17 protein-coding genes are annotated in these 20,098 nt (G+C 62.5%); 14 read left to right on the forward strand and 3 right to left on the reverse strand.

What is annotated here, in order from left to right; genetic code table 11:
* Positions 1-258: 258 nt before the first annotated feature.
* Positions 259-2,781, reverse strand: coding sequence for an ATP-binding protein (locus RA164_RS06425; protein WP_329743130.1), 2,523 nt, complete (start codon positions 2,779-2,781; stop codon positions 259-261).
* Between the two features lie 131 nt (positions 2,782-2,912).
* Between RA164_RS06425 and RA164_RS06430 the strand changes: the two genes are divergently transcribed.
* Both RA164_RS06430 and RA164_RS06435 read left to right on the forward strand, forming a co-directional pair.
* The gene (locus RA164_RS06430; RefSeq protein ID WP_329743131.1) at positions 2,913-3,605 is read left to right on the forward strand and encodes a response regulator transcription factor; all 693 of its coding nucleotides are present in this window, start codon (positions 2,913-2,915) and stop codon (positions 3,603-3,605) included.
* A gap of 588 nt (positions 3,606-4,193) precedes the next feature.
* Positions 4,194-4,889, forward strand: a complete 696-nt coding sequence (locus RA164_RS06435; RefSeq protein WP_329743132.1) for a response regulator transcription factor — start codon at positions 4,194-4,196, stop codon at positions 4,887-4,889.
* Positions 4,890-5,238: 349 nt separating this feature from the next.
* Here the strand turns inward: RA164_RS06435 and RA164_RS06440 are convergent, their stop codons facing one another.
* Positions 5,239-7,044 (reverse strand): aminopeptidase P family protein, encoded by a 1,806-nt coding sequence (locus tag RA164_RS06440; protein WP_329743133.1) that lies wholly within the window; start codon positions 7,042-7,044, stop codon positions 5,239-5,241.
* 273 nt (positions 7,045-7,317) lie between these two features.
* Here RA164_RS06440 and cyoA point away from each other — a divergent pair, with 273 nt between their 5' ends.
* The 12 genes from cyoA (at position 7,318) to truD (ending at position 19,371) form a co-directional block, all read left to right on the forward strand.
* Positions 7,318-8,202, forward strand: coding sequence for a ubiquinol oxidase subunit II (cyoA, locus tag RA164_RS06445; protein ID WP_329743496.1), 885 nt, complete (start codon positions 7,318-7,320; stop codon positions 8,200-8,202).
* Positions 8,203-8,205: 3 nt separating this feature from the next.
* Positions 8,206-10,221, forward strand: coding sequence for a cytochrome o ubiquinol oxidase subunit I (cyoB, locus tag RA164_RS06450; RefSeq protein WP_329743134.1), 2,016 nt, complete (start codon positions 8,206-8,208; stop codon positions 10,219-10,221).
* Between the two features lie 3 nt (positions 10,222-10,224).
* On the forward strand, positions 10,225-10,845 hold the full coding sequence (cyoC, locus tag RA164_RS06455; protein WP_329743135.1) for a cytochrome o ubiquinol oxidase subunit III: 621 nt from the start codon (positions 10,225-10,227) through the stop codon (positions 10,843-10,845).
* Positions 10,845-11,192 carry a cytochrome o ubiquinol oxidase subunit IV gene (gene cyoD, locus RA164_RS06460; protein WP_329743136.1) on the forward strand — a complete coding sequence of 116 codons (348 nt, stop codon included), beginning with the start codon at positions 10,845-10,847 and terminating at the stop codon, positions 11,190-11,192. The genes cyoC and cyoD overlap by 1 nt, the downstream gene beginning before the upstream one ends.
* A gap of 197 nt (positions 11,193-11,389) precedes the next feature.
* On the forward strand, positions 11,390-13,060 hold the full coding sequence (locus RA164_RS06465) for a CTP synthase (protein WP_329743137.1): 1,671 nt from the start codon (positions 11,390-11,392) through the stop codon (positions 13,058-13,060).
* Positions 13,057-13,890 carry a 3-deoxy-8-phosphooctulonate synthase gene (gene kdsA / locus RA164_RS06470; protein ID WP_329743138.1) on the forward strand — a complete coding sequence of 278 codons (834 nt, stop codon included), beginning with the start codon at positions 13,057-13,059 and terminating at the stop codon, positions 13,888-13,890. The genes RA164_RS06465 and kdsA overlap by 4 nt, the downstream gene beginning before the upstream one ends.
* A 76-nt stretch (positions 13,891-13,966) precedes the next feature.
* Positions 13,967-15,271: a phosphopyruvate hydratase gene (gene eno / locus RA164_RS06475; protein ID WP_329743139.1), complete on the forward strand. Its 1,305-nt coding sequence runs from the start codon at positions 13,967-13,969 to the stop codon at positions 15,269-15,271.
* 20 nt (positions 15,272-15,291) lie between these two features.
* Positions 15,292-15,618 (forward strand): cell division protein FtsB, encoded by a 327-nt coding sequence (gene ftsB / locus RA164_RS06480; protein ID WP_329743140.1) that lies wholly within the window; start codon positions 15,292-15,294, stop codon positions 15,616-15,618.
* Positions 15,615-16,310: a 2-C-methyl-D-erythritol 4-phosphate cytidylyltransferase gene (gene ispD, locus RA164_RS06485; RefSeq protein ID WP_329743141.1), complete on the forward strand. Its 696-nt coding sequence runs from the start codon at positions 15,615-15,617 to the stop codon at positions 16,308-16,310. The genes ftsB and ispD overlap by 4 nt, the downstream gene beginning before the upstream one ends.
* Complete coding sequence (ispF, locus tag RA164_RS06490) at positions 16,310-16,783, forward strand: 2-C-methyl-D-erythritol 2,4-cyclodiphosphate synthase (RefSeq protein ID WP_329743497.1); 474 nt, start codon at positions 16,310-16,312, stop codon at positions 16,781-16,783. The genes ispD and ispF overlap by 1 nt, the downstream gene beginning before the upstream one ends.
* Complete coding sequence (gene mgtE / locus RA164_RS06495) at positions 16,780-18,225, forward strand: magnesium transporter (protein ID WP_329743142.1); 1,446 nt, start codon at positions 16,780-16,782, stop codon at positions 18,223-18,225. Before ispF ends, mgtE begins: the two co-directional genes overlap by 4 nt.
* 120 nt (positions 18,226-18,345) lie before the next feature.
* The gene (truD, locus tag RA164_RS06500; protein WP_329743143.1) at positions 18,346-19,371 is read left to right on the forward strand and encodes a tRNA pseudouridine(13) synthase TruD; all 1,026 of its coding nucleotides are present in this window, start codon (positions 18,346-18,348) and stop codon (positions 19,369-19,371) included.
* A 48-nt stretch (positions 19,372-19,419) separates the two neighbouring features.
* On the opposite strand, the gene RA164_RS06505 is transcribed toward truD, so the two are convergent.
* A complete protein-coding gene (locus tag RA164_RS06505) occupies positions 19,420-19,968 on the reverse strand; it encodes a Smr/MutS family protein (protein ID WP_329743144.1) in 549 nt (182 codons plus the stop codon).
* Positions 19,969-20,098 lie beyond the last annotated feature (130 nt).

The raw sequence follows: 20,098 nt of genomic DNA on the forward strand, positions 1-20,098 counted from the left end.
GAAAACCAGCGCAGCGATTCCCAGGCGACCAAAGCAAGAGCGTAACCAATGGCGGATGGATTGCATCTTCAACCCCTGTATGCCGTCCGTGATTTCACATCGGACCGGTGAGCGCCCCCTCGCTCCTGACTGGCCACGACGGACGGCCTGTATCCTCAGCCCGGAAACGTCTGAACAGCGTGTTTGAGCGCGGATTCTGATGGAGAGATGCCGAAAATGCCAACTGCGTCACGTTTTGATGTCGTGTCCGGGGTGGGGTCAAGCACCGTCCGGCAGTTGCATCACTTGTTCGCGAAGGCGGGCAAGGCTGGTGGGGAAATCGTCCAGTGCGGCGGGCGATGCGCCTTCTTCCAGCGCATCCAGTAACTGTCGTGCCTTTCCGATATCCGGGCCGCCGATGAATATCTGCAATGCGCCCAGCAGGCGGTGCAGTCTGCGCGCAACGGTGGCTGCATCCCCGTTCGCCATGGCCAGCTCGATCGCGTCAAGGTCGGCCATACTGGTCTCGCGCAATAGCCTGAGCATGTCGGCTTGAGTCGCTGGCGCGGTCGCGACTGATGGGGACGGCGATATGGTTTGTCCTTCAGGTCGGAGCCACGTCTGCAGTTTTTCCTGCAGTACCTTCAGCTGGACCGGCTTGCTCAGATAGTCGTCCATGCCGGCATCACGGCAGCGGACGATCTCGTCGCCCAGAGTGTGCGCCGTCATCGCGATGATCGGCAGGCGTGTCGTTCGTTGCTCGTCCGCCTCCAGTTGCCGCCACGCAGCAGCCAGTTCGTAGCCATCCATCTCGGGCATCTGGCAATCGGTCATCAACAGGGCGTAGTCGTTGTGTCGAAGCGCCTCGAGGGCGGCACGTCCGTTGTCCACGATATCGCATGCCCACCCCAGCAACGCCAGCTGCCGTCTTGCCAATGCCTGATTCACCGGATGGTCTTCGGCAATCAATATCCGGCCTGCGGAAGTGGGTGAAGGAGACGGCGGCGCTGTTATGGCAGTACTGGTCGAGGGATGCCCCCCTGCCGGCAACGAGGTGGCTGTCGATGGTCGCTGGGGTTCCAGTGTCATGGCGCATGCGCGGACCATTGACTGCCATTTGAGCGGGTTGCAGCCAAGCACGATGCGCTCTCCGTCGCGATAGGGGCGCGTTTGTGTTTCAGGCGAGTCGGTGAGGGCGATGACATGCGCGGCAATCCTTGACGAGCTTTCTTCGTCATCGATGTCGACGAACAGGATATTGGCCGCAATGCCTGGTCGCATGGACTGCGACGGCGGAACAGTCTCTACACTGAGTCCAAGTGCGGCAAGGTGCGCACGCACGATGGCGGTCAGTTCGTGGTTGTCGAGACGGACCACAGCATGCTGGCCTGCCAGGTCCACCGGGTTAGCAATTTCGCGTTGGACGACCGGTAGACGGACCTCCACGGTGATGGTCGTGCCCAGTTCGACCTCGCTCGATAGCGCGATCTTGCCGTCCATCAGTTCAACCAAGTGATGGCAGATGGCAAGGCCGAGTCCGGTGCCGCCATGGCGACGCGCTGTCCACGATTCGGCCTGCGAGAACGGCATGAACAGGTTTTCCTGTTTGTCTGCCGGAATGCCGATGCCGGTATCGGCGATACTGAATTGCAGGCGTTGGTACTCGCCATCGTCACCCAGTACGCGAAGACTGACCGTGATGCTTCCGTGTTCAGTGAACTTGCCTGCATTGTTGAGAAGATTGAGCAGGATCTGGCGCAGCCTGACATCGTCCCCGAGCAGGCGGCCGGCGATCAGCGTGTCCATGCCGACCCTGACATCCAGGCCTTTCTGGTGCAGTGGGCCGGCGACCAGGCCCACTGCACTGTCGACAAGTGCACGCAAGTCGAACGGGACCGGATCCAGTCTGAGGTTGCCGGCCTCGAGCTTGGAGAAATCCAGTACATCGTTGAGGATCTGCATCAGCACGCTGGCAGAATCGCCGACGGCCTGCAGCAGCTCGATTTGGTCCGGATTCAGAGACGTATGTTCCAGCAACTCGAGCATGCCGATCACGCCATTCATCGGCGTGCGGATCTCGTGGCTCATGGTGGCCAGGAAGTCCGCCTTGGCGCGGGAAGCTCGCTCGGCGGCGTCGCGTGCTGCGCGCAAGGCCTCGTTGTGGGCGTTGAGATTGGTGGTGTCGATCAGGTAGCCGACCCAGCGCGTGTTGCCCTTGCCCTGAGGGTATGCAGCCATGACCAGATGGAACCAACGAAGTCCATCCTCGGCATAGGCACGGAAATCGACAGAGGTAGCGCGGGCGTGCCGCAGGCTGTGGCGCAGCTGGAGGCGCAGGCTGTCGACATCATCAGGATAGATTCGGTCTCCGAATGGCCAGTCTCGTAGCAGGTCGGTGGCTTCGAGTGCCTCGTTGGGATCGACCCCGAACAGTGCCTGTAGGTCGCCCGTTAGCGACTCGAGTCTGTGATGGCGGTTGCGGTCACGATGCATGGTGAACACCACGACCGGCATGCGGGCACTGATCTCGCGGAGGCTGCGCTCGTTTGCATGAAGCTGTTGTTCATGCCTGCGAAGCGACTCTATCTCGTCCGCCAACCGGTTCTGTTGTGATCGGGCCTGCTTCAGCCGCAGCTGTTGCTTCCAGATCATCCTCAGCAACAGCAGGCACAGCATGCCGGATGCCATCAACAGACCGGCAAGCACCTCGATGCTTGCCGTGGCAGGAATAGCCCCGGGGTTGAACATGGCGACTGCGATGTCTGGACGCGGCCGCATATGCAGAAACGGCAGCGCGTTCATCGCGTGGTCATCACATTTGGGTTGCTTATCATGACCGTCAATCTTCTTTACACGTCGCGCTCGATCTTGTAGGAGGATGCCATTCTGTTGACGATGCTACTTCAAGTAACCGTACAAGGATTTCATCGAACATGACGATGTCGTGGAACAACGCTCCCGTACGATTGGTTATCGCTGATGATCACCCTGTGGTGTTACTTGGCATCAGGGCACTGTTGCAAGAGTTCAGGGCGGAACTGGAGGTGGTTGGTGAGGCCAGCGGCGCACGTGAGTTGCAGGCTCTACTTTCTACCTGTGAATGTGAGCTTCTGATCACGGACTACTCGATGCCGGATGATGTCGGTAGCGAGGATGGCCTGGCCTGGCTCAAACGGCTTCGTCGTGATCGGCCGGCACTTCCCGTCATCGTGCTTACCATGATTCATAACCCTGCACTGGTCCGGGGAATGCTGGATGCAGGGGTGAATGGCGTCGTTGCAAAAGCGGCGATGACGCGCGAACTGGTGCTGGCCGTTCGAACGGTTCTGGGCGGACGCACTTATGTGAGCGAAGACCTGCGGGATGTTGTTGTCGATATCCCGACTGCGCAGCGTGCAGGTTCCGGCGATGACGGTGCGGGTGGTGAAGTGTCCATCCTGTCCCGGCGTGAGGCCGAAGTGGTACGACTCTATGCATCGGGTCTGTCGATCACACAGATTGCCGAACGGGTGCATCGTAGCGTCAAGACGATCAGCCAGCAAAAGAACAATGCCATGCGGAAGCTGGGGTTGACCAGCAACAGCCAACTCTATGAGTACGCCCGGGTAAAAGGACTGACGACCTGATACCGGAGCGTGAACACTGGTGCGAGGTGAGTGGGTCGAGTAATTAGGAATTATCCGATCTCAATATGCTGGCGGTGCAGTCAAGATGCGATCTTTAGCGGGCTGCTGTTGCCCTTAATGAATGCGTTTTGCAGTTAGGGGGACGAGGGCGACCCAGATCTCTCTTGGCTGTATGCCAACGAATTCGTTGACGATACTGACCATGAATTGATGGGCCGGAGCGTTGCTGGTCAGCTCGTCGTTACGCCGAAACTCGATGCGTTGACGTGGGCCCGTTCAGCGCTATCGATACGAGTTTACGGCTAAAGATCCGGAACCTTTGACTGACATGAAATCAGCGCCATTCGTGGTGTCTGGGTTAGGGCTTATTGCTTTCGGAATCATCCGATATCTTCAGTGTCGGCTTTTTCTGTAGCTTTGATCGAAATAGATGTTGTTACGTACCTAGATATTACGCAGCGCATGTGTGTATTTTGATCGCATCTTTGCGTCTGTTGTTCATGGCACTCCGAGAGCTATTGCTCTATGCCACTGCTTGGTACGTAGGGCGTTGTGTATCCATGAAGCGTTCGGTTAAAGCGAAGTTCTATGCACGATGAAGCGCACCCGCTAAGAGTCGTCATTTCAGACGATCATCCCGTTGTCCTCATGGGGTTGAGATCCCTTATGAGGAACTTTCAAAACGATTTTTGTATCGTTGGCGAGGCGTCACAAGGCAAGGAGCTTCTTGCATTGCTGACCAAGCAGCCATGTGATCTCCTTATTACCGATTTTTCGATGCCTGCAGGCGAGGACTCGGAAGATGGGCTGCAACTGCTGCGACGATTGCGCCGTCGGTACCCTGAGCTCCGAATCATCGTGCTGACCATGATTCACAACCTCGCCTTGGTACGCGGCATGCTTGCAGCGGGGGCTAATGGTGTGGTGGCCAAGACGGCCATGACCAGAGAGTTGCTTCAGGCCATGCAAGTGGTCTCAAGTGGCCAGGCTTTTCTTGGTGAGGGTATGCAAGGGGCGCTGAGCCATGCGGCGAAAGCCGACGCGGCAGGTTCGGGGCCTGATGAGACAGACTCTGCGGCGGCAAACATGGAAATGCTCTCGCCGCGTGAGGCTGAAGTGGTTCGCATGTATGCAAATGGACTTACCGTAACGCAGATTGCCGAACGCCTGCGGCGAAGTGTGAAAACAATCAGTCAGCAGAAGAGCGACGCGATGCGCAAGCTTGGCCTTACAAGTAATACACAACTGTACGAATTTGCCAGGGGCTCTGGCTTACTGACGTGATACGGATTAGCTATATCAAAATTAGGATATGTCTGATTCTATTTGTAATTTCTAGGAGCCATTATCTAGGCCGTGTTTGGAGTGAACTGATCATCTGTGGTCACAAGCTCTTTCTAGTGTTTCCCTATTGCCATGGATAGGCATGGGCTGGCGAGATTACGCCAGCGATAGGTTGCGACCGCCCCCTGTGTCGTTAGTCTATTGGGGACTTTATTTGCAAACAAAAGACGCCGAGTCATTTTATGGCTCGGCGTCTTTTGTTTGAGTCTGGCAAATGGTGGTCAGGCTGTCGGTGGTCTGGCGTCTATAGATGGCGCCGGTTGAATGGCTTAGTAAAAGCAGTTGCGCCTCAGTTGCCAAGTGGAGCGCAGTGCCGCGTCAGCCATGCGAGATCAGCGCCATCGAGCAGTGGGGCGATCGCGGCACGGACGGTGGCGTGGTAGTCGTCCAGCCAGGCACGTTCGTCATGGCTCAGCAGTGCGATGTCCAACACCTGTCGGTCGAACGGACAAAGCGTAAGCGTTTCGAAGGCCAGGAAGTCGCCGAACTCTGTCTGGTCAGCCTCGACCACGACCGCAAGGTTTTCATGGCGGATGCCATGCCGGTCGGGTTTGTAGAGGCCTGGCTCGATGGAGCTGATCATGCCGGGCTCAAGTGCTACGAGCGCACCGCCGCTGACCGGCGGACGGATTGACTGAGGTCCCTCGTGAACGTTGAGGAAGTAGCCGACGCCATGCCCGGTGCCGTGTCCGTAATCGCAACCGGCAGCCCACAGCGGCGCACGCGCCAGTGCGTCGAGTTGCGGGCCACTGGCTCCCTTGGGGAAGCGGGCACGGCTCAGAGCGATCATGCCTTTGAGTACTAGCGTGGCATCCCGGCGCTGCTCAGCAGTGACCGGGCCCAGTGCAAGCATTCGAGTGATGTCGGTGGTGCCGCCCAGATACTGTCCGCCGGAGTCGATTAGCAGCAGCCCCTCGGCCTTCAGTGGGCTGTGGGATTCGGGGGTTGCGCGGTAGTGGGGCATCGCGCCGTTGGCCTGGTAGCCGGCGATCGTGTCGAAACTCTCGCCCACGAAGCCGGGCTGAGCGGCACGCGCCGCGTGCACCAGTCGATGCACGTCGAGCTCCGTCAATGGCTTGCCCTCGTCGAGCTGCTGCCCGATTTCACGGAAGGCGCGGGCAAGCGCGGCACCATCGCGGCGCATCACTTCACGGATGTGATCGAGTTCGGCGGGGCCCTTGACGGCCTTGAGCGCGGTTGAGGGATTGGCCGCTTCGACGCGCCGTACGCTCGCGGGAATCGCGTCGGCAATGGTGCAGACCACGCGGCTGGGGTCCAGCAGCAGGGCGCTCTCTGCAGGAAGGCCGGTCAGGACGTCGGTGACCGTGGCGTAGTCGGCAACCGTGATGCCATCACTGGCAAGCCTGGCGATCAGCTCGTCGTTCAGTTTGTCGCGGCCGGTGAACAGGGTAGTGCCGGCATCGGCACTGATCAGCAGATGGGCCAGGAATACCGGATTGCACGGAACGTCGCTGCCGCGCAGATTGGTGATCCACGCGATGTCGTCAAGGCTGGACAGAAGATGATGCGTGGCGCCGAGTTTGTGCATGCGTTTGCGTACACGGGCCAGCTTGTCGGAGCGTGGCGTGCATGCGTAATCCAGTGCATGTTCCGTTATCGGCGAACGCGGTAGCGCGGGGCGCTCGGTCCATATTTCGCCGGGCAGGTCCAGGTCGGTGCGTAGCCGGGCGCCATGTTCGGCAAGCAGGGTTTCCATCTGACGTCGGGATGAAATGGGCAGGCTATCGCCGGCCACGGCGACGACGTCGCCCCGGTGCAGCTCACTGGCCAGCCATTGCAGATGTTCCGGTGTATGCGGTACGCGCAGCTTCATCAGCGTGAAACCGGTGCCTTCGAGTTGGCGCTCGGCCTGGGCGAAGTAGCGGGAATCGGTCCAGAGTCCGGCATGTTTTGCGGTGACGATCACGGTACCGGCCGAGCCGGTGAAGCCCGACACCCACGCGCGTCCCTGCCAGTGTTCGGGCAGGTATTCGGACAGGTGCGGGTCGGCGCTGGGGATGATGCAGGCGCTGACGCCATGCTGGCGCATGGCCTGGCGCAGTGCGGCGAGACGGGTGGGGATCGGTGTGTTCATCCCTGAATGGTAGAGCTCCGGGCACCGGTTCGACTAGGGAGCTCAGCCAATGGGGACGAGCCCACAAGTGTGCTCGGGGGCGCTGGGGAGAGCGTTGATCTGGCTCAATTCGGGGGAGGAAAGCCCTGCAACTGCGACATAGTGTCCCGTGCAGTGTCATTTTTTGCAGTGCAACGTTAAACTTCGCGGGCCGCTCCCCACGGCGATCCCTTCCGATTGTCTTTTCAAGGGCTGTACGTGAACAAGCGAACTCTCGTTTCCGGCTTGCGCTGGATGTGCGCAAGTGCCGCCGTTTTGCTCGGTGGTTGCAATATGGACGTCCTCTCGCCTAAGGGCGCTGTCGGGATGCACGAACGCACTCTGATCCTGGTCGCACTGGGACTGATGTGCGTGGTGGTGGTCCCCACGATCGTCCTGACCCTGGTGTTTGCCTGGCGTTACCGGGCCTCCAACACCAAGGCGACCTACGCGCCGAAATGGTCGCACTCCACCGCCATTGAGGTGGTGATGTGGGCCATTCCCTGCGTGATCATCGTGATTCTGGGTGCCATCACCTGGACATCGACTCATGAGCTCGACCCTTACCGGCCGCTCGAGTCGAGTGTGAAGCCGGTGACCATCGAAGCGGTCGCGCTCGACTGGAAGTGGCTGTTCATCTACCCGGATTACGGCGTCGCCAGCGTCAACCAGATCGCCTTCCCCGAGGGTACCCCGGTGGATTTCAAGATCACCTCGGGCACGGTGATGAACGCATTCTTCATCCCGCAGCTGGGTAGCCAGGTCTATGCGATGTCGGGCATGCAGACCCAGGTTCACCTGATCGCCAATGAGAAGGGCAGTTACGACGGTTTCTCGTCGAACTTCAGTGGTCCTGGCTTCGCCGACATGCACTTTACTGCGCTGGCCACATCGCAGAAGGGCTTCGAGGCCTGGATCGCGAAGGCCAAGGCATCGGCCGGCACGCTCGACGTGAATGCCTACCAGTCGCTGCTGATGCCCAGCCGCAAGGTGCCCGTGTCGTTCTACGGCACCGTGTCGCCGAACATGTTCGGCTACATCATCAAGCATCCGGCAACGAACGGCGCCCCGGCGGCCAGTGCGGCCCCGAGCGTTGCAGCCGTTCCCTCGCATTCCACTCACGCCCAGGCTGCGGAGTAAGTCATGTTCGGAAAACTCTCTTTCTCGGCGATTCCTGTCCATGAGCCGATCATCATGGGGACGCTGCTTGTCGTCTCCATTCTCGGTGCGACCCTGCTGGGTGCAGTGACCTACTTCGGCAAGTGGGGCTATCTGTGGAAGGAGTGGTTCACCACGGTGGACCACAAGAAGATCGGCGTCATGTACGTGATCATGGCGCTGGTGATGCTGCTTCGCGGTTTCGCCGACGCGATCATGATGCGTGCGCAGCAGGCGCTTGCTGCCGGTCATGCCGTCGGTTACCTACCGCCGCATCACTTCGACCAGATCTTCACCGCGCACGGCGACATCATGATTTTCTTCATGGCGATGCCGTTCATCACCGGTCTGATGAACCTGGTGGTGCCGCTGCAGATCGGCGCGCGCGACGTGGCCTATCCGTTCCTGAACTCGCTCAGCTTCTGGCTGACCGCCGGCGGTGTGGTTCTGATCATGCTGTCGATGTTCATCGGCGACTTCGCGGCGACCGGTTGGCTGGCGTATCCGCCGCTGTCGGAGCTGAAGTTCAGCCCGACCGTGGGCGTCGACTACTACATCTGGGCCCTACAGCTTTCCGGCCTGGGTACGACCCTGAGCGGCATCAACTTCATCGTGACCATCCTGCGCATGCGCGTGCCGGGCATGAAGCTGATGCAGATGCCGGTGTTCACCTGGACCGCGCTGGTCACCAACATCCTCATCGTGGCCGCGTTCCCGGTGCTGACCGTGACCCTGGCCCTGCTGGGTGCCGACCGCTACCTGGGCATGCACTTCTTCACGAACGGCTTCGGCGGCAACGCCATGATGTACGTGAACCTGATCTGGATCTGGGGCCACCCAGAGGTATACATCCTGATCCTGCCTTGCTTTGGTGCGTACTCCGAAATCATCGCCACTTTCTGCGGCAAGCCGCTGTTCGGCTACAAGTCGATGGTCTATGCAACCGTGGCGATCGGCGTGCTGTCCTTCCTGGTGTGGCTGCACCACTTCTTCACCATGGGTTCGGGCGCCGACGTGAATGCCTTCTTCGGCATCATGACGATGATCATCTCGATTCCCACCGGGGTGAAGGTATTCAACTGGCTGTTCACCATGTACCGCGGCCGCATCCGCTTCACCGTGCCGGTGCTGTGGACGATCGGCTTCATGGTCACCTTCGTGATTGGCGGTATGACCGGCGTGCTGCTGGCGGTGCCGGGTGCCGACTTCGTGCTGCACAACAGCCTGTTCCTGATTGCCCACTTCCACAACATGATCATCGGTGGCGTGGTGTTCGGCTGCCTGGCGGCCATGAACTACTGGTTCCCGAAAGCGCTGGGCTTCAAGCTTGAGGAGCGCTGGGGCAAGTGGTCGTTCTGGTGCTGGCTGGTCGGCTTCTACGTGGCCTTCATGCCGCTGTACATCCTGGGCTTCATGGGCGCTACCCGCCGCATGCAGCACTACGACAACGTTGCCTGGCAGCCGTACTTCGTGGTGGCCTTCATCGGCGCGGCGATCATCTTCGCGGGTATCGGCTTCACCCTGCTGCAGGTGTTCGTGAGCGTGCGCAACCGTGAGGCGAACCGCGATCTCACCGGTGATCCGTGGGGTGGTCGCACCCTGGAGTGGTCGACCAGCTCGCCGCCGCCGTTCTACAACTTCGCGGTGCTGCCGAAGATCGATTCGCTGGACCAGTTCTGGCACGACAAGGAAGCGGGTACGGCCTACCGTCAGCCGGCCAAGTACGCCGATATCCACATGCCGCGCAACACCGGCGTAGGCGTGATCATGGGTGGTTTCGGCGTGGTGCTTGGCTTTGCCCTGATCTGGCACATCTGGTGGATGGCCATCCTGGGCCTGGTCGGCATGGTCGGCACCTTCCTGACCCGCGCCTATGACCGCGATACCGATTACTACGTGCCGGCCGCCGAGGTCGAGAAGATCGAGCGTGCCCGCATGGTGCCGCTGCAGGGCCTGATCGACCGTGTCGACCCGGCCTCGTCCGAACAGAGGGTTGCCTAAGCCATGACCAGTTCCGTTCTCACTGCCGACAACGGCATCGTCGCCCACGACGACCACGCGCATCACGACGATGGATCCAAGACCCTGCTGGGGTTCTGGATCTACCTGATGAGCGACTGCCTGATCTTCTCGGCACTGTTCGCCACCTTCGCCGTGATGTCGCACGCCTATGCGGGCGGCCCCACCGGCAAGGACATCTTCGACCTCAAGTACGTGCTGGGCGAGACGATGCTGCTGCTGGTCAGCAGCTTCACCTTCGGCATGGCGATGCTGAACATGCATGCCGGCCAGCGCAACAAGGTGCTGGTCTGGATGGCCATCACCTTCCTGTTCGGCGCCGCCTTCGTGGGCATGGAAATCCACGAGTTCGTGCATCTGATCCATGAAGGCACCGGTCCGGATCGCAGCGCGTTCCTGTCGGCCTACTTCACCCTGGTCGGTACCCACGGCCTGCACGTGACCTGCGGCCTGATCTGGATCCTGGTGATGCTGGACATGGTCCGTCGCAACGGCCTGGACGATACGGTCAAGCGTCGCCTGTCCTGCCTCAGCCTGTTCTGGCACTTCCTGGACGTGATCTGGATCTGCGTGTTCACTTTTGTCTATCTGCACGGGGTGCTCTGATGTCCCACGCCAACGAACATGCCGCCCACGGCGGCCACCACGGTTCGCTCAAGACCTACCTGGTCGGTTTCGCGCTGTCGATCCTGCTGACGCTGCTGTCGTTCGGCTGCGTGATGACCGGGATGGTGCCGCACCACCTGATCGTGCCGGCCCTGATGGTGTTCTGCGTGGCGCAGGTGCTGGTCCAGCTGGGTTTCTTCCTGCACATGGGCATTGCGCCCGAGCAGCGCGAGAACCTGATGGTGATGGTATGCGCGCTGATCTTCATCGGCATCGTCATCGTCGGCTCGCTGTGGGTGCTGCACAACATGAACGCCTACATGATGCCATGGATGTCGCATCACTAAGCCTGTCGCGCTTCGGCGTGCACATGACCGGCGGCTCCCGCAAGGGGCCGCCGGTCTGCTTTTGGGGCGGACCTCCCGCCGGGCCAGGCCACTGTTCCGGCCTGGCGGGGGTGACAAGACTGAATTCGAAGCGCGAAGGATCTCGCGGAGAAGGCCGTCTGCCGCTAAAATACAAATTTCCAGCACGGCTGCCTCCCATGACCCCCCTGATTTTCGTCACCGGCGGTGTGGTGTCCTCGCTCGGCAAGGGCATCGCCGCGGCGTCGCTGGCTTCCATCCTGGAAGCGCGTGGCCTCTCGGTCACCATGATGAAGCTCGACCCCTATATCAACGTCGACCCGGGCACCATGAGCCCGTTCCAGCACGGCGAGGTGTACGTTACCGATGACGGTGCGGAAACCGACCTGGATCTGGGACATTACGAGCGTTTCGTCCATACCCGGCTGACCGGCAAAAACTCGATCACCACGGGCAAGATCTACGAATCGGTGATCCGCAAGGAGCGCCGTGGCGACTATCTCGGCGCCACCGTGCAGGTGATTCCGCACATCACCGACGAGATCAAGCACTGCATCCACGAGGCTACCCGCGGTTTCGACGTGGCGCTGGTGGAGATCGGCGGCACCGTCGGCGACATCGAGTCGCTGCCGTTCCTGGAGGCGATCCGCCAGCTGCGCATCGAGCACGGCCCGGAGAAGTGCCTGTTCATGCATCTCACCCTGGTGCCGTACATCAAGGCCGCCGGCGAGATCAAGACCAAGCCGACCCAGCATTCGGTCAAGGAACTGCGTTCGATCGGTATCCAGCCCGATGTGCTGCTGTGCCGCTGCGAGGAGCCGCTGCCGGAGGGCGAGCGCCGCAAGATCGCCCTGTTCACCAATGTGCCGGAAAACGCGGTGATCAGCGCCGCCGACGTGGACATCATCTACAAGCAGCCGCTGTGGCTGCACAAGCAGGGCCTCGACGACATCGTGGTCCGGCGGCTCGGCCTGGATGCCGGCCCGGCAGACCTGTCCGGTTGGCAGCGGACGGTCGAGGCGGTGGAGCACCCGAAGGACGAAATCACCGTCGCCATCGTCGGCAAGTACGTCGAGCACAAGGACGCCTACAAGTCGCTGGGCGAGGCGCTGCGCCACGGCGGCATCAAGCAGCAGACCCGGGTCAACCTGGACTGGATCGATTCTGAGCGGATCGAGGCCGAAGGCGCCGCCAAGGTGCTGGGTGGCGTCGACGCGATCCTGGTGCCGGGTGGCTTCGGCAAGCGTGGCTTCGAGGGCAAGGTGCTGGCGGCCCGTTACGCACGCGAACACGGCGTGCCGTATTTCGGCATCTGCTACGGCATGCATGCGGCGGTTGTCGATTTCGCACGCAGCGTGGCAGGTCTGGCGAACGCCGACTCCAGCGAAAATGACCGCAACACGCCTGATCCGGTGATCGCCTTGATCACCGAGTGGACCACTTCCAGCGGCGAGGTCGAGACGCGCACCGAGCGTTCGGACCTGGGCGGCACCATGCGTCTTGGCGCACAGGAATGCCGCCTCAAGGCGGGCACGCTGGCGCGTGAGCTGTACGGCCAGGACGTGGTGCGCGAGCGTCACCGTCACCGCTACGAGTTCAACAACCGCTATCGGCAGTCGTTCGAGGACCTTGGGCTGGTGATCTCCGGTAAGTCGATGGACGACCTGCTGGTCGAAATCGTCGAGCTGTCGCAGCAGAAGCATCCGTGGTTCCTGGGTTGCCAGGCCCACCCGGAATTCACCTCCACGCCGCGTGACGGCCACCCGCTGTTCATCGGTTTCGTGCGTGCCGCGCGCGAGTACAAGGCAGTGCATGCTGGCGAGAAGCTGGCGCGGGAGGCGACGGCATGAAGCTCTGCGGTTTCGAGGTCGGGCTGGATCGTCCGCTGTTCCTGATCGCCGGCCCCTGCGTGGTCGAGTCGGAGCAGTTGCAGGTGGACACGGCCGGCACACTCAAGGAGATCACCGGCCGACTGGGCGTGAACTTCATCTTCAAGTCCAGCTTTGACAAGGCCAATCGCTCGTCCGGACAGAGCTTCCGCGGGCTGGGCATGGAAGAGGGGCTGCGCATTCTCAGCGAGGTGAAACGCCAGGTCGGCGTGCCGGTGCTCACGGATGTGCACGAATACACCCCGTTTTCCGAGGTGGCTTCGGTGGTCGATGTGTTGCAGACCCCAGCTTTCCTCTGCCGCCAGACCGACTTCATCCAGGCGGTGGCCCGCGCCGGCAAGCCGGTGAACATCAAGAAGGGCCAGTTCCTGGCGCCGTGGGACATGAAGAACGTGGTGGCCAAGGCCAAGGCCGTGGGCAACGACGACATCATGGTCTGCGAGCGCGGCGTCAGCTTCGGCTACAACAACCTGGTGTCGGACATGCGCTCGCTTGGCGTGATGCGCGATACCGGTTGCCCGGTGGTGTTCGATGCCACCCATTCGGTGCAGCTGCCGGGCGGGCAGGGCACCAGTTCGGGTGGTCAGCGCGAGTTCGTGCCGGTACTGGCGCGTGCCGCGGTGGCGGCGGGTATCGCGGGGCTTTTCGCCGAGACCCATCCCGATCCCTCGAAGGCGCTCAGCGACGGCCCCAATGCCTGGCCGCTCGGCAAGATGGAGGCGCTGCTGGAAACCCTGATGGAACTCGATGCCGTCACCAAGCGGCACGGATTCCTGGAGCAATCGATCTGACCGACGCGCAGGCTCGCATTTCGCGCCGCTTTTTGCGTATCTTCAACGTTTAGCCAACCCAACGAACAGGAACGTCATGAGCACAGCCATCACCCGCATCCACGCACGTGAAATCCTCGACTCACGCGGTAATCCCACGCTGGAAGCCGAAGTGACGCTGGCGGGTGGCGGCTTTGGCCGCGCGGCCGTGCCCAGTGGCGCATCCACCGGCACGCGCGAAGCGGTCGAATTGCGTGACGGCGACAAGTCGCGTTACGGCGGCAAGGGCGTGAAGCATGCGGTGGGCAACGTCAACGGTGCGATTGCCAGCGCGCTCAAGGGCTTCGACGCGGCCAACCAGGGCGGCCTGGACGCCACGATGATCAAGCTCGACGGCACGCCGAACAAGGGCACGCTGGGCGCCAATGCCATCCTGGCCGTGTCGATGGCTGCCGCGCATGCTGTCGCCGCGCAGAACAAGCAGCCGCTGTGGCAGTACCTTGCGACCATCAACGGCACCACCGGCGAACCGGGTGCGCTGCCGGTGCCGATGATGAACATCATCAACGGCGGCGCGCATGCCGACAACAACGTCGATGTGCAGGAGTTCATGATCCTGCCCGTCGGTGCTTCCAACTTCGCCGAGGCGCTGCGCACGGGCGCCGAGATCTTCCACGCGCTGAAGGGCGTGCTCAAGGGCAAGGGCCTGAATACCGCGGTGGGCGACGAGGGCGGCTTCGCGCCGAACCTGCGTTCGAACGAGGAAGCCATCGAGACCATCCTCGAAGCCATCGGCAAGGCCGGCTACAAGGCGGGTAGCGAGGTGTTCCTGGGCCTCGATGCCGCCGCTTCGGAGTTCTATCACGACGGCATGTACGACCTGGCCGGCGAAGGCCACAAGTACGATTCGGCGGGCTTCATCGACGTGCTGGCGAGCTGGTGCGACAAGTACCCGATCATCACCATCGAGGACGGCATGGCCGAGCAGGACAATGCCGGCTGGAAGCTGCTGACCGAGCGCCTGGGCAGCAAGGTGCAGCTGGTCGGTGACGACAACTTCGTCACCAACCCGACGATCTTCCGCAAGGGCATCGACGACGGCATCGCCAATGCCATCCTGATCAAGGTGAACCAGATCGGCACGTTGTCCGAGACGTTGGAGACCATCGCGATGGCCAATGCCGCCAAGTATGCGGCGGTGGTTTCGCACCGTTCCGGCGAGACCGAGGACAACACCATCGCCGATATCGCGGTGGCCACCACGGCGACCCAGATCAAGACCGGTTCGCTGTGCCGCAGCGACCGTATCGCCAAGTACAACCAGCTGTTGCGCATCGAAGAGGCGCTGGGCTCGGCTGCACGCTACGCCGGACGCAGCGCTTTCCCGCGTCTGCCCGGCTGAGCCGCGCGACAACCGCGTCCATGCTGCGCTGGGTCGCCGTGCTGTTGCTGCTGTTGCTGATCGGCCTGCAGGTCATGCTGTGGTCGCATCACGGCGGCATGCCCGAGGTGAACAGCCTGCACCAGGCCGTGAAGAAGCAGGCCGACGAGGATGCACGTCTGCTCCAGCGCAACCAGTCGCTGGAAGCCGACGTGCACGACCTCAAGCACGGCAACGAAGCGATCGAGGCGCGCGCCCGTGCCGAGCTGGGCCTGATCAAGCCTGGCGAGACTTTCTACCAGGTGATACCGAAATCGGCGGCCAGCGCTGCCGTGCCGCCAGTCGACGACGGTACGGGGGGGCATTGAGCGGCGCCGGGCTATGGTGCGTCGTCCCCGCCGCGGGACGGGGCACGCGCGTCGGCGGTGACTGCCCCAAGCAGTACCTTCCGCTGGCCGGCAGGCCGATGATCCTGCATACGCTGGAACGGCTTGCCGCCTGCCGGCGCATTGCCGGCCTGCTGGTGGTGCTGGGTGCACACGACGGATTGTGGCCGGGCATCGAATCCCTGCACGGCAAGCCGGTGCGTACCACCACCGGTGGTGCGGAGCGCTGCGACTCGGTGCTGGCCGGCCTCGACGCCTTGCCTGCCAACGTCAGCGCCGATGCCTTCGTGCTGGTGCACGATGCGGCCCGCCCATGCGTGCGTCTTGCCGATATCGAACGGTTGATCGAGCGGGCCGGTGCTGCCGACGGCGGTCTGCTGGGCGCGCCGCTGCGCGACACCTTGAAGTACGCCGATGCACACGGGCAAAGTGAACGCACCGAACCACGCGACCGGCGCTGGCGTGCCTTCACACCACAGATGTTCCGACGCGCCGCACTTGCGGCTGCGCTGCGCGTATCGGCCGCGTCGGGTACTGCTGTCAGTGACGAGGCCATGGCAATGGAGCTTGCCGGTACGGCGCCGCTGCTGGTCGAAGGTGCGGAGGACAACATCAAGGTGACTACGGCGGCGGATTTCGCGCTGGCCGAGTTCCTGCTTTCGAGGACGTCATGATGCGCATAGGCCAGGGGTTCGATGTACATGCGTTCGGCGACGGCGACCATGTCGTGCTGGGCGGAGTGCGGGTGCCGCACCGACGCGGCGTGGTGGCGCATTCCGATGGCGATGTGGTGATCCACGCGCTGTGCGACGCGATTTTTGGTGCGCTGGCACTGGGCGATATCGGCAAGCATTTCCCGCCCTCCGACCCGCGCTGGCGCGATGCAGACAGCCGGCAGTTCCTGCGTCACGCCGCGTCGTTGATGACGCAGCAGGGGTATCGACTGGGCAATGCCGACGTCACCGTGATCGCGGAGGCGCCGAAGGTTGGGCCGCATGCGCAGGCCATGCGCGAAAACCTGGCAGCTGACCTGGGTTGCGGGCCCGATCGCATCAGCATCAAGGCAACCACCACCGAAAAACTGGGCTTCACCGGCCGCGGCGAGGGCATTGCCGCCCAGGCTTGCGTGTTGCTGGAGCGGGTATGAGCGAACCAGACTCGTCCAGCGCGACCCAGCGGGCGCATGCCCAGCTCGAAGCCACGATCCGGCTGCTGCAACGACAGAAGCTGATCGAACGGGTCGCGCATGACCAGCATGGTCCGCGCCAGGAGCGTCTCGAGACCCTGGTGCACCGGCAGAACCGTGCCGAGCTTCAGCACCATCTCGAGCGCCTGCATCCGGCCGATCTTGCCTACATTCTGGAGGCGCTGCCGCTCAACGACCGTCTGGCTGTCTGGCAGCTGGTAAGAGCCGATCGCGACGGCGAGATCCTGCTGGAGGTTTCCGACGCGGTCCGCGAATCGCTGATCGCCGACATGGACGATCACGAGATCCTCGCCGCCGTCGAACCGCTGGATGCGGACGAGCTGGCCGACCTGGTCGAGGATCTGCCGAGCGCCGTGCTGCCCGAGCTGATGGCCAGTCTCGACGTGGAGCAGCGCGAGCGCGTGCAGTCGGCACTGTCCTATCCGGACGATCAGGTCGGCGCGCTGATGGATTTCGAGATGGTCACCATCCGCGAGGACGTGACGCTGGAAGTCGTACTGCGTTACCTGCGTCGTTTCGACGAACTGCCCGAGCAGACCGACAAGTTGTTCGTGATCAACCAGGACAACCTGCTGACCGGGGTGCTGCCCCTGAAGTGGCTGTTGCTCAATGCGCCCGACAAGCGCGTCGGCGAGGTGATGGCGCGTGACGTCAACACCTTTCATCCCGACGACGATGCCTACGAGGCCGCCCAGGCATTCGAACGCTACGACCTGATTTCCGCACCGGTGGTCGACGCTGGCGGCCTGCTGGTCGGTCGCCTCACCATCGATGTCATGGTCGACCTGATTCGCGAGGAGGGCGAGTCGGAGATGTTCGGCCGTGCCGGCCTGCGTGAAGAAGAAGACATCTTCGCCCCGGTGTGGGCGTCGCTGCGCAACCGCTGGAGCTGGCTGGCGATCAACCTGGTGACCGCATTCCTGGCGTCCCGCGTGATCGGGCTGTTCCAGGGATCGATCGAAAAGCTGGTGGTGCTGGCCTCGCTGATGCCCATCGTGGCCAGCATCGGCGGCAGCTCGGGCAACCAGACCATCATCAAGATCGTGCGCGCGGTGGCGATGGAGCAGGTCGGCATGAGCTCCATTCTGGGGCTGTGGCGCAAAGAGCTGGCGGTGGCGTTCTTCAATGGCCTGATCTGGGGCGGGGTGATCGGCATCGTGGTGGCGCTGATGTATCACGATCCGGCACTCGGCGCGGTAATGACCGTGGCGATGGTGCTGGAGCAACTGCTCGCCGCCTTCATGGGTGTGGGCATTCCGATGATGATGGTGCGGCTGGGGCGTGATCCGGCCATGGGTTCCAACATCTTCCTGGTCTTCATGACCGACAGTGGCGGCTTTTTCATCTTCCTCGGACTGGCGACGATGTTCCTCATGCATTGACGGTCCGGCCCAACCGGGCGGACCGAGGCCAGGCCGGTGTCATGCCGTGGGTTGATTGTTCCGCAAGGTGCGCGGCCCGGCTGGCAACCACCATTTCTCATTCCTGACGCAGTATTCCCAATGGACAACCCGCACGACCAACTACCTTTCGCCCACGGCGGCCCTCCGCTGCACGCCGTGCTGCGTGCCACGCCTGACGACTTCCGGGTCGACGAACAACTGGGTTATGTCGCCGACGGCGAGGGCGAGCATGTCCTGTTGACGGTGCGAAAGCGCGGCGCGAACACCGACTGGGTGGCTGGGCAACTGGCGCGCTTTGCCGGCGTCAGCCCGGTGGCGGTGGGTTATGCCGGGCTCAAGGACCGCCACGCGGTCACCACACAGACATTTTCCGTGCAGCTGGCCGGCAAGCCCGAGCCGGACTGGGCCGCGTTCCCGCATGACGAGGTGCAGGTACTGGCCTCGGCCCGGCATCGGCGCAAACTGAAACGCGGCGCGCTGGTCGGCAACCGCTTCGTGCTGGTGCTGCGCGAGGTCAGTGGCGACCGCGAAGCGGCCGAAACGGTGCTTGCGGCGATCGCCGCGCGCGGCGTGCCGAACTATTTCGGTGAGCAGCGCTTTGGCCACGGTGGCGCCAATGTCGAGCGTGCCGAGGCGATGTTCGGCGGGCGTCGGGTCGACCGCAAAACCCGCTCGATGCTGTTGTCGGCGGCGCGCTCGCAGCTGTTCAACGCGGTGCTGGCCGAGCGCGTGCTGGACGGCAGCTGGGATCGTGGACTGCCGGGCGAGATCTGGTCGCTGGCCGGCTCGCGCTCCTGGTTCGGTCCGGAGCCTTTCGATGATGTGCTGGCTGACCGCCTGGTCCGTGGCGACATTCATCCGTCGGGTCCGCTGTGGGGTATCGGCGACACCCCAGCAACCGATGCGGCCGGCCGGTGCGAGCGCCGGGTGGCTGAAGGCGAGCCCGAGCTGGTGGCTGGACTGCAGGCTGCCGACATGGAACAGGAACGTCGCCCGCTGCGGCTGCTGTCACGCGAGCTGACCTGGCACTGGATCGATGCGGCGACGCTGGAAGTCAGCTTCGAGCTGCCTGCCGGCAGCTATGCCACGGTAGTGATGCGGGAGCTGGCGAGAAGTGAGAAGTGAGCGCGCCGGCACGGCTTCACGTACTTCCGCTTTTTGCCACTGACGCTGTCACTGACGTTTGAGCAGTACCACGACCGCGCCGGTACCGCCCTGCGCGGGCCGGGCTGATGCGAAAGCCACTACATCGTCGCGTCGGCGCAGCAGTCTGTCGGTCAGGGCCTTCAGTACCGGGCCCGCTGCCTTCGAACGCAATCCCTTGCCATGCACGATGCGCACACAGCGCAGTTCGTGATCGTGGGCCTCGGCCAGGAACTCGACAATGCTGATCTGGGCGGCTGCGGCATTCATGTGGTGCAGGTCGAGTTCGTCCTGCACACTGAACTGGCCCCGCTTGAGCTGCCGCAACAGACGGGGCGGATAACCGTCGCGCAGGAAGCTCAACTCTTCGCCAACCTCGATCTGGGCCGGATCGAACGCCATGTCCAGTAGCTCCCCGGCAACGGCAGCCTCGTCGGCGGCGAGCATGTGCGCGCGCGGCGCTGGCTTGGGACCGGTCGGCGGTGCAGGAACGGGAGCCAACCGCCGGACCTCGCCGATGGCGTCATGGAAAAGACGGATATCGTCTTCGCTGACCGGGTTGGCAGGGCGGCGCTTCATGTCCCCATGCTATCCAAACCGGCCCGTCTGCACAGCGATTTCCGCACGCTGTGGACGTGAAGTGCCACATGCGGTGAAACCACCTGCTCGCTCCGGTAGACTCCAGTTCATCGAAGATGTGTGCGAGCCG

It is taken from the genome of Dyella sp. A6, from assembly GCF_036320485.1.
GTDB classification, from domain to species: domain Bacteria; phylum Pseudomonadota; class Gammaproteobacteria; order Xanthomonadales; family Rhodanobacteraceae; genus Rhodanobacter_A; species Rhodanobacter_A aluminiiresistens.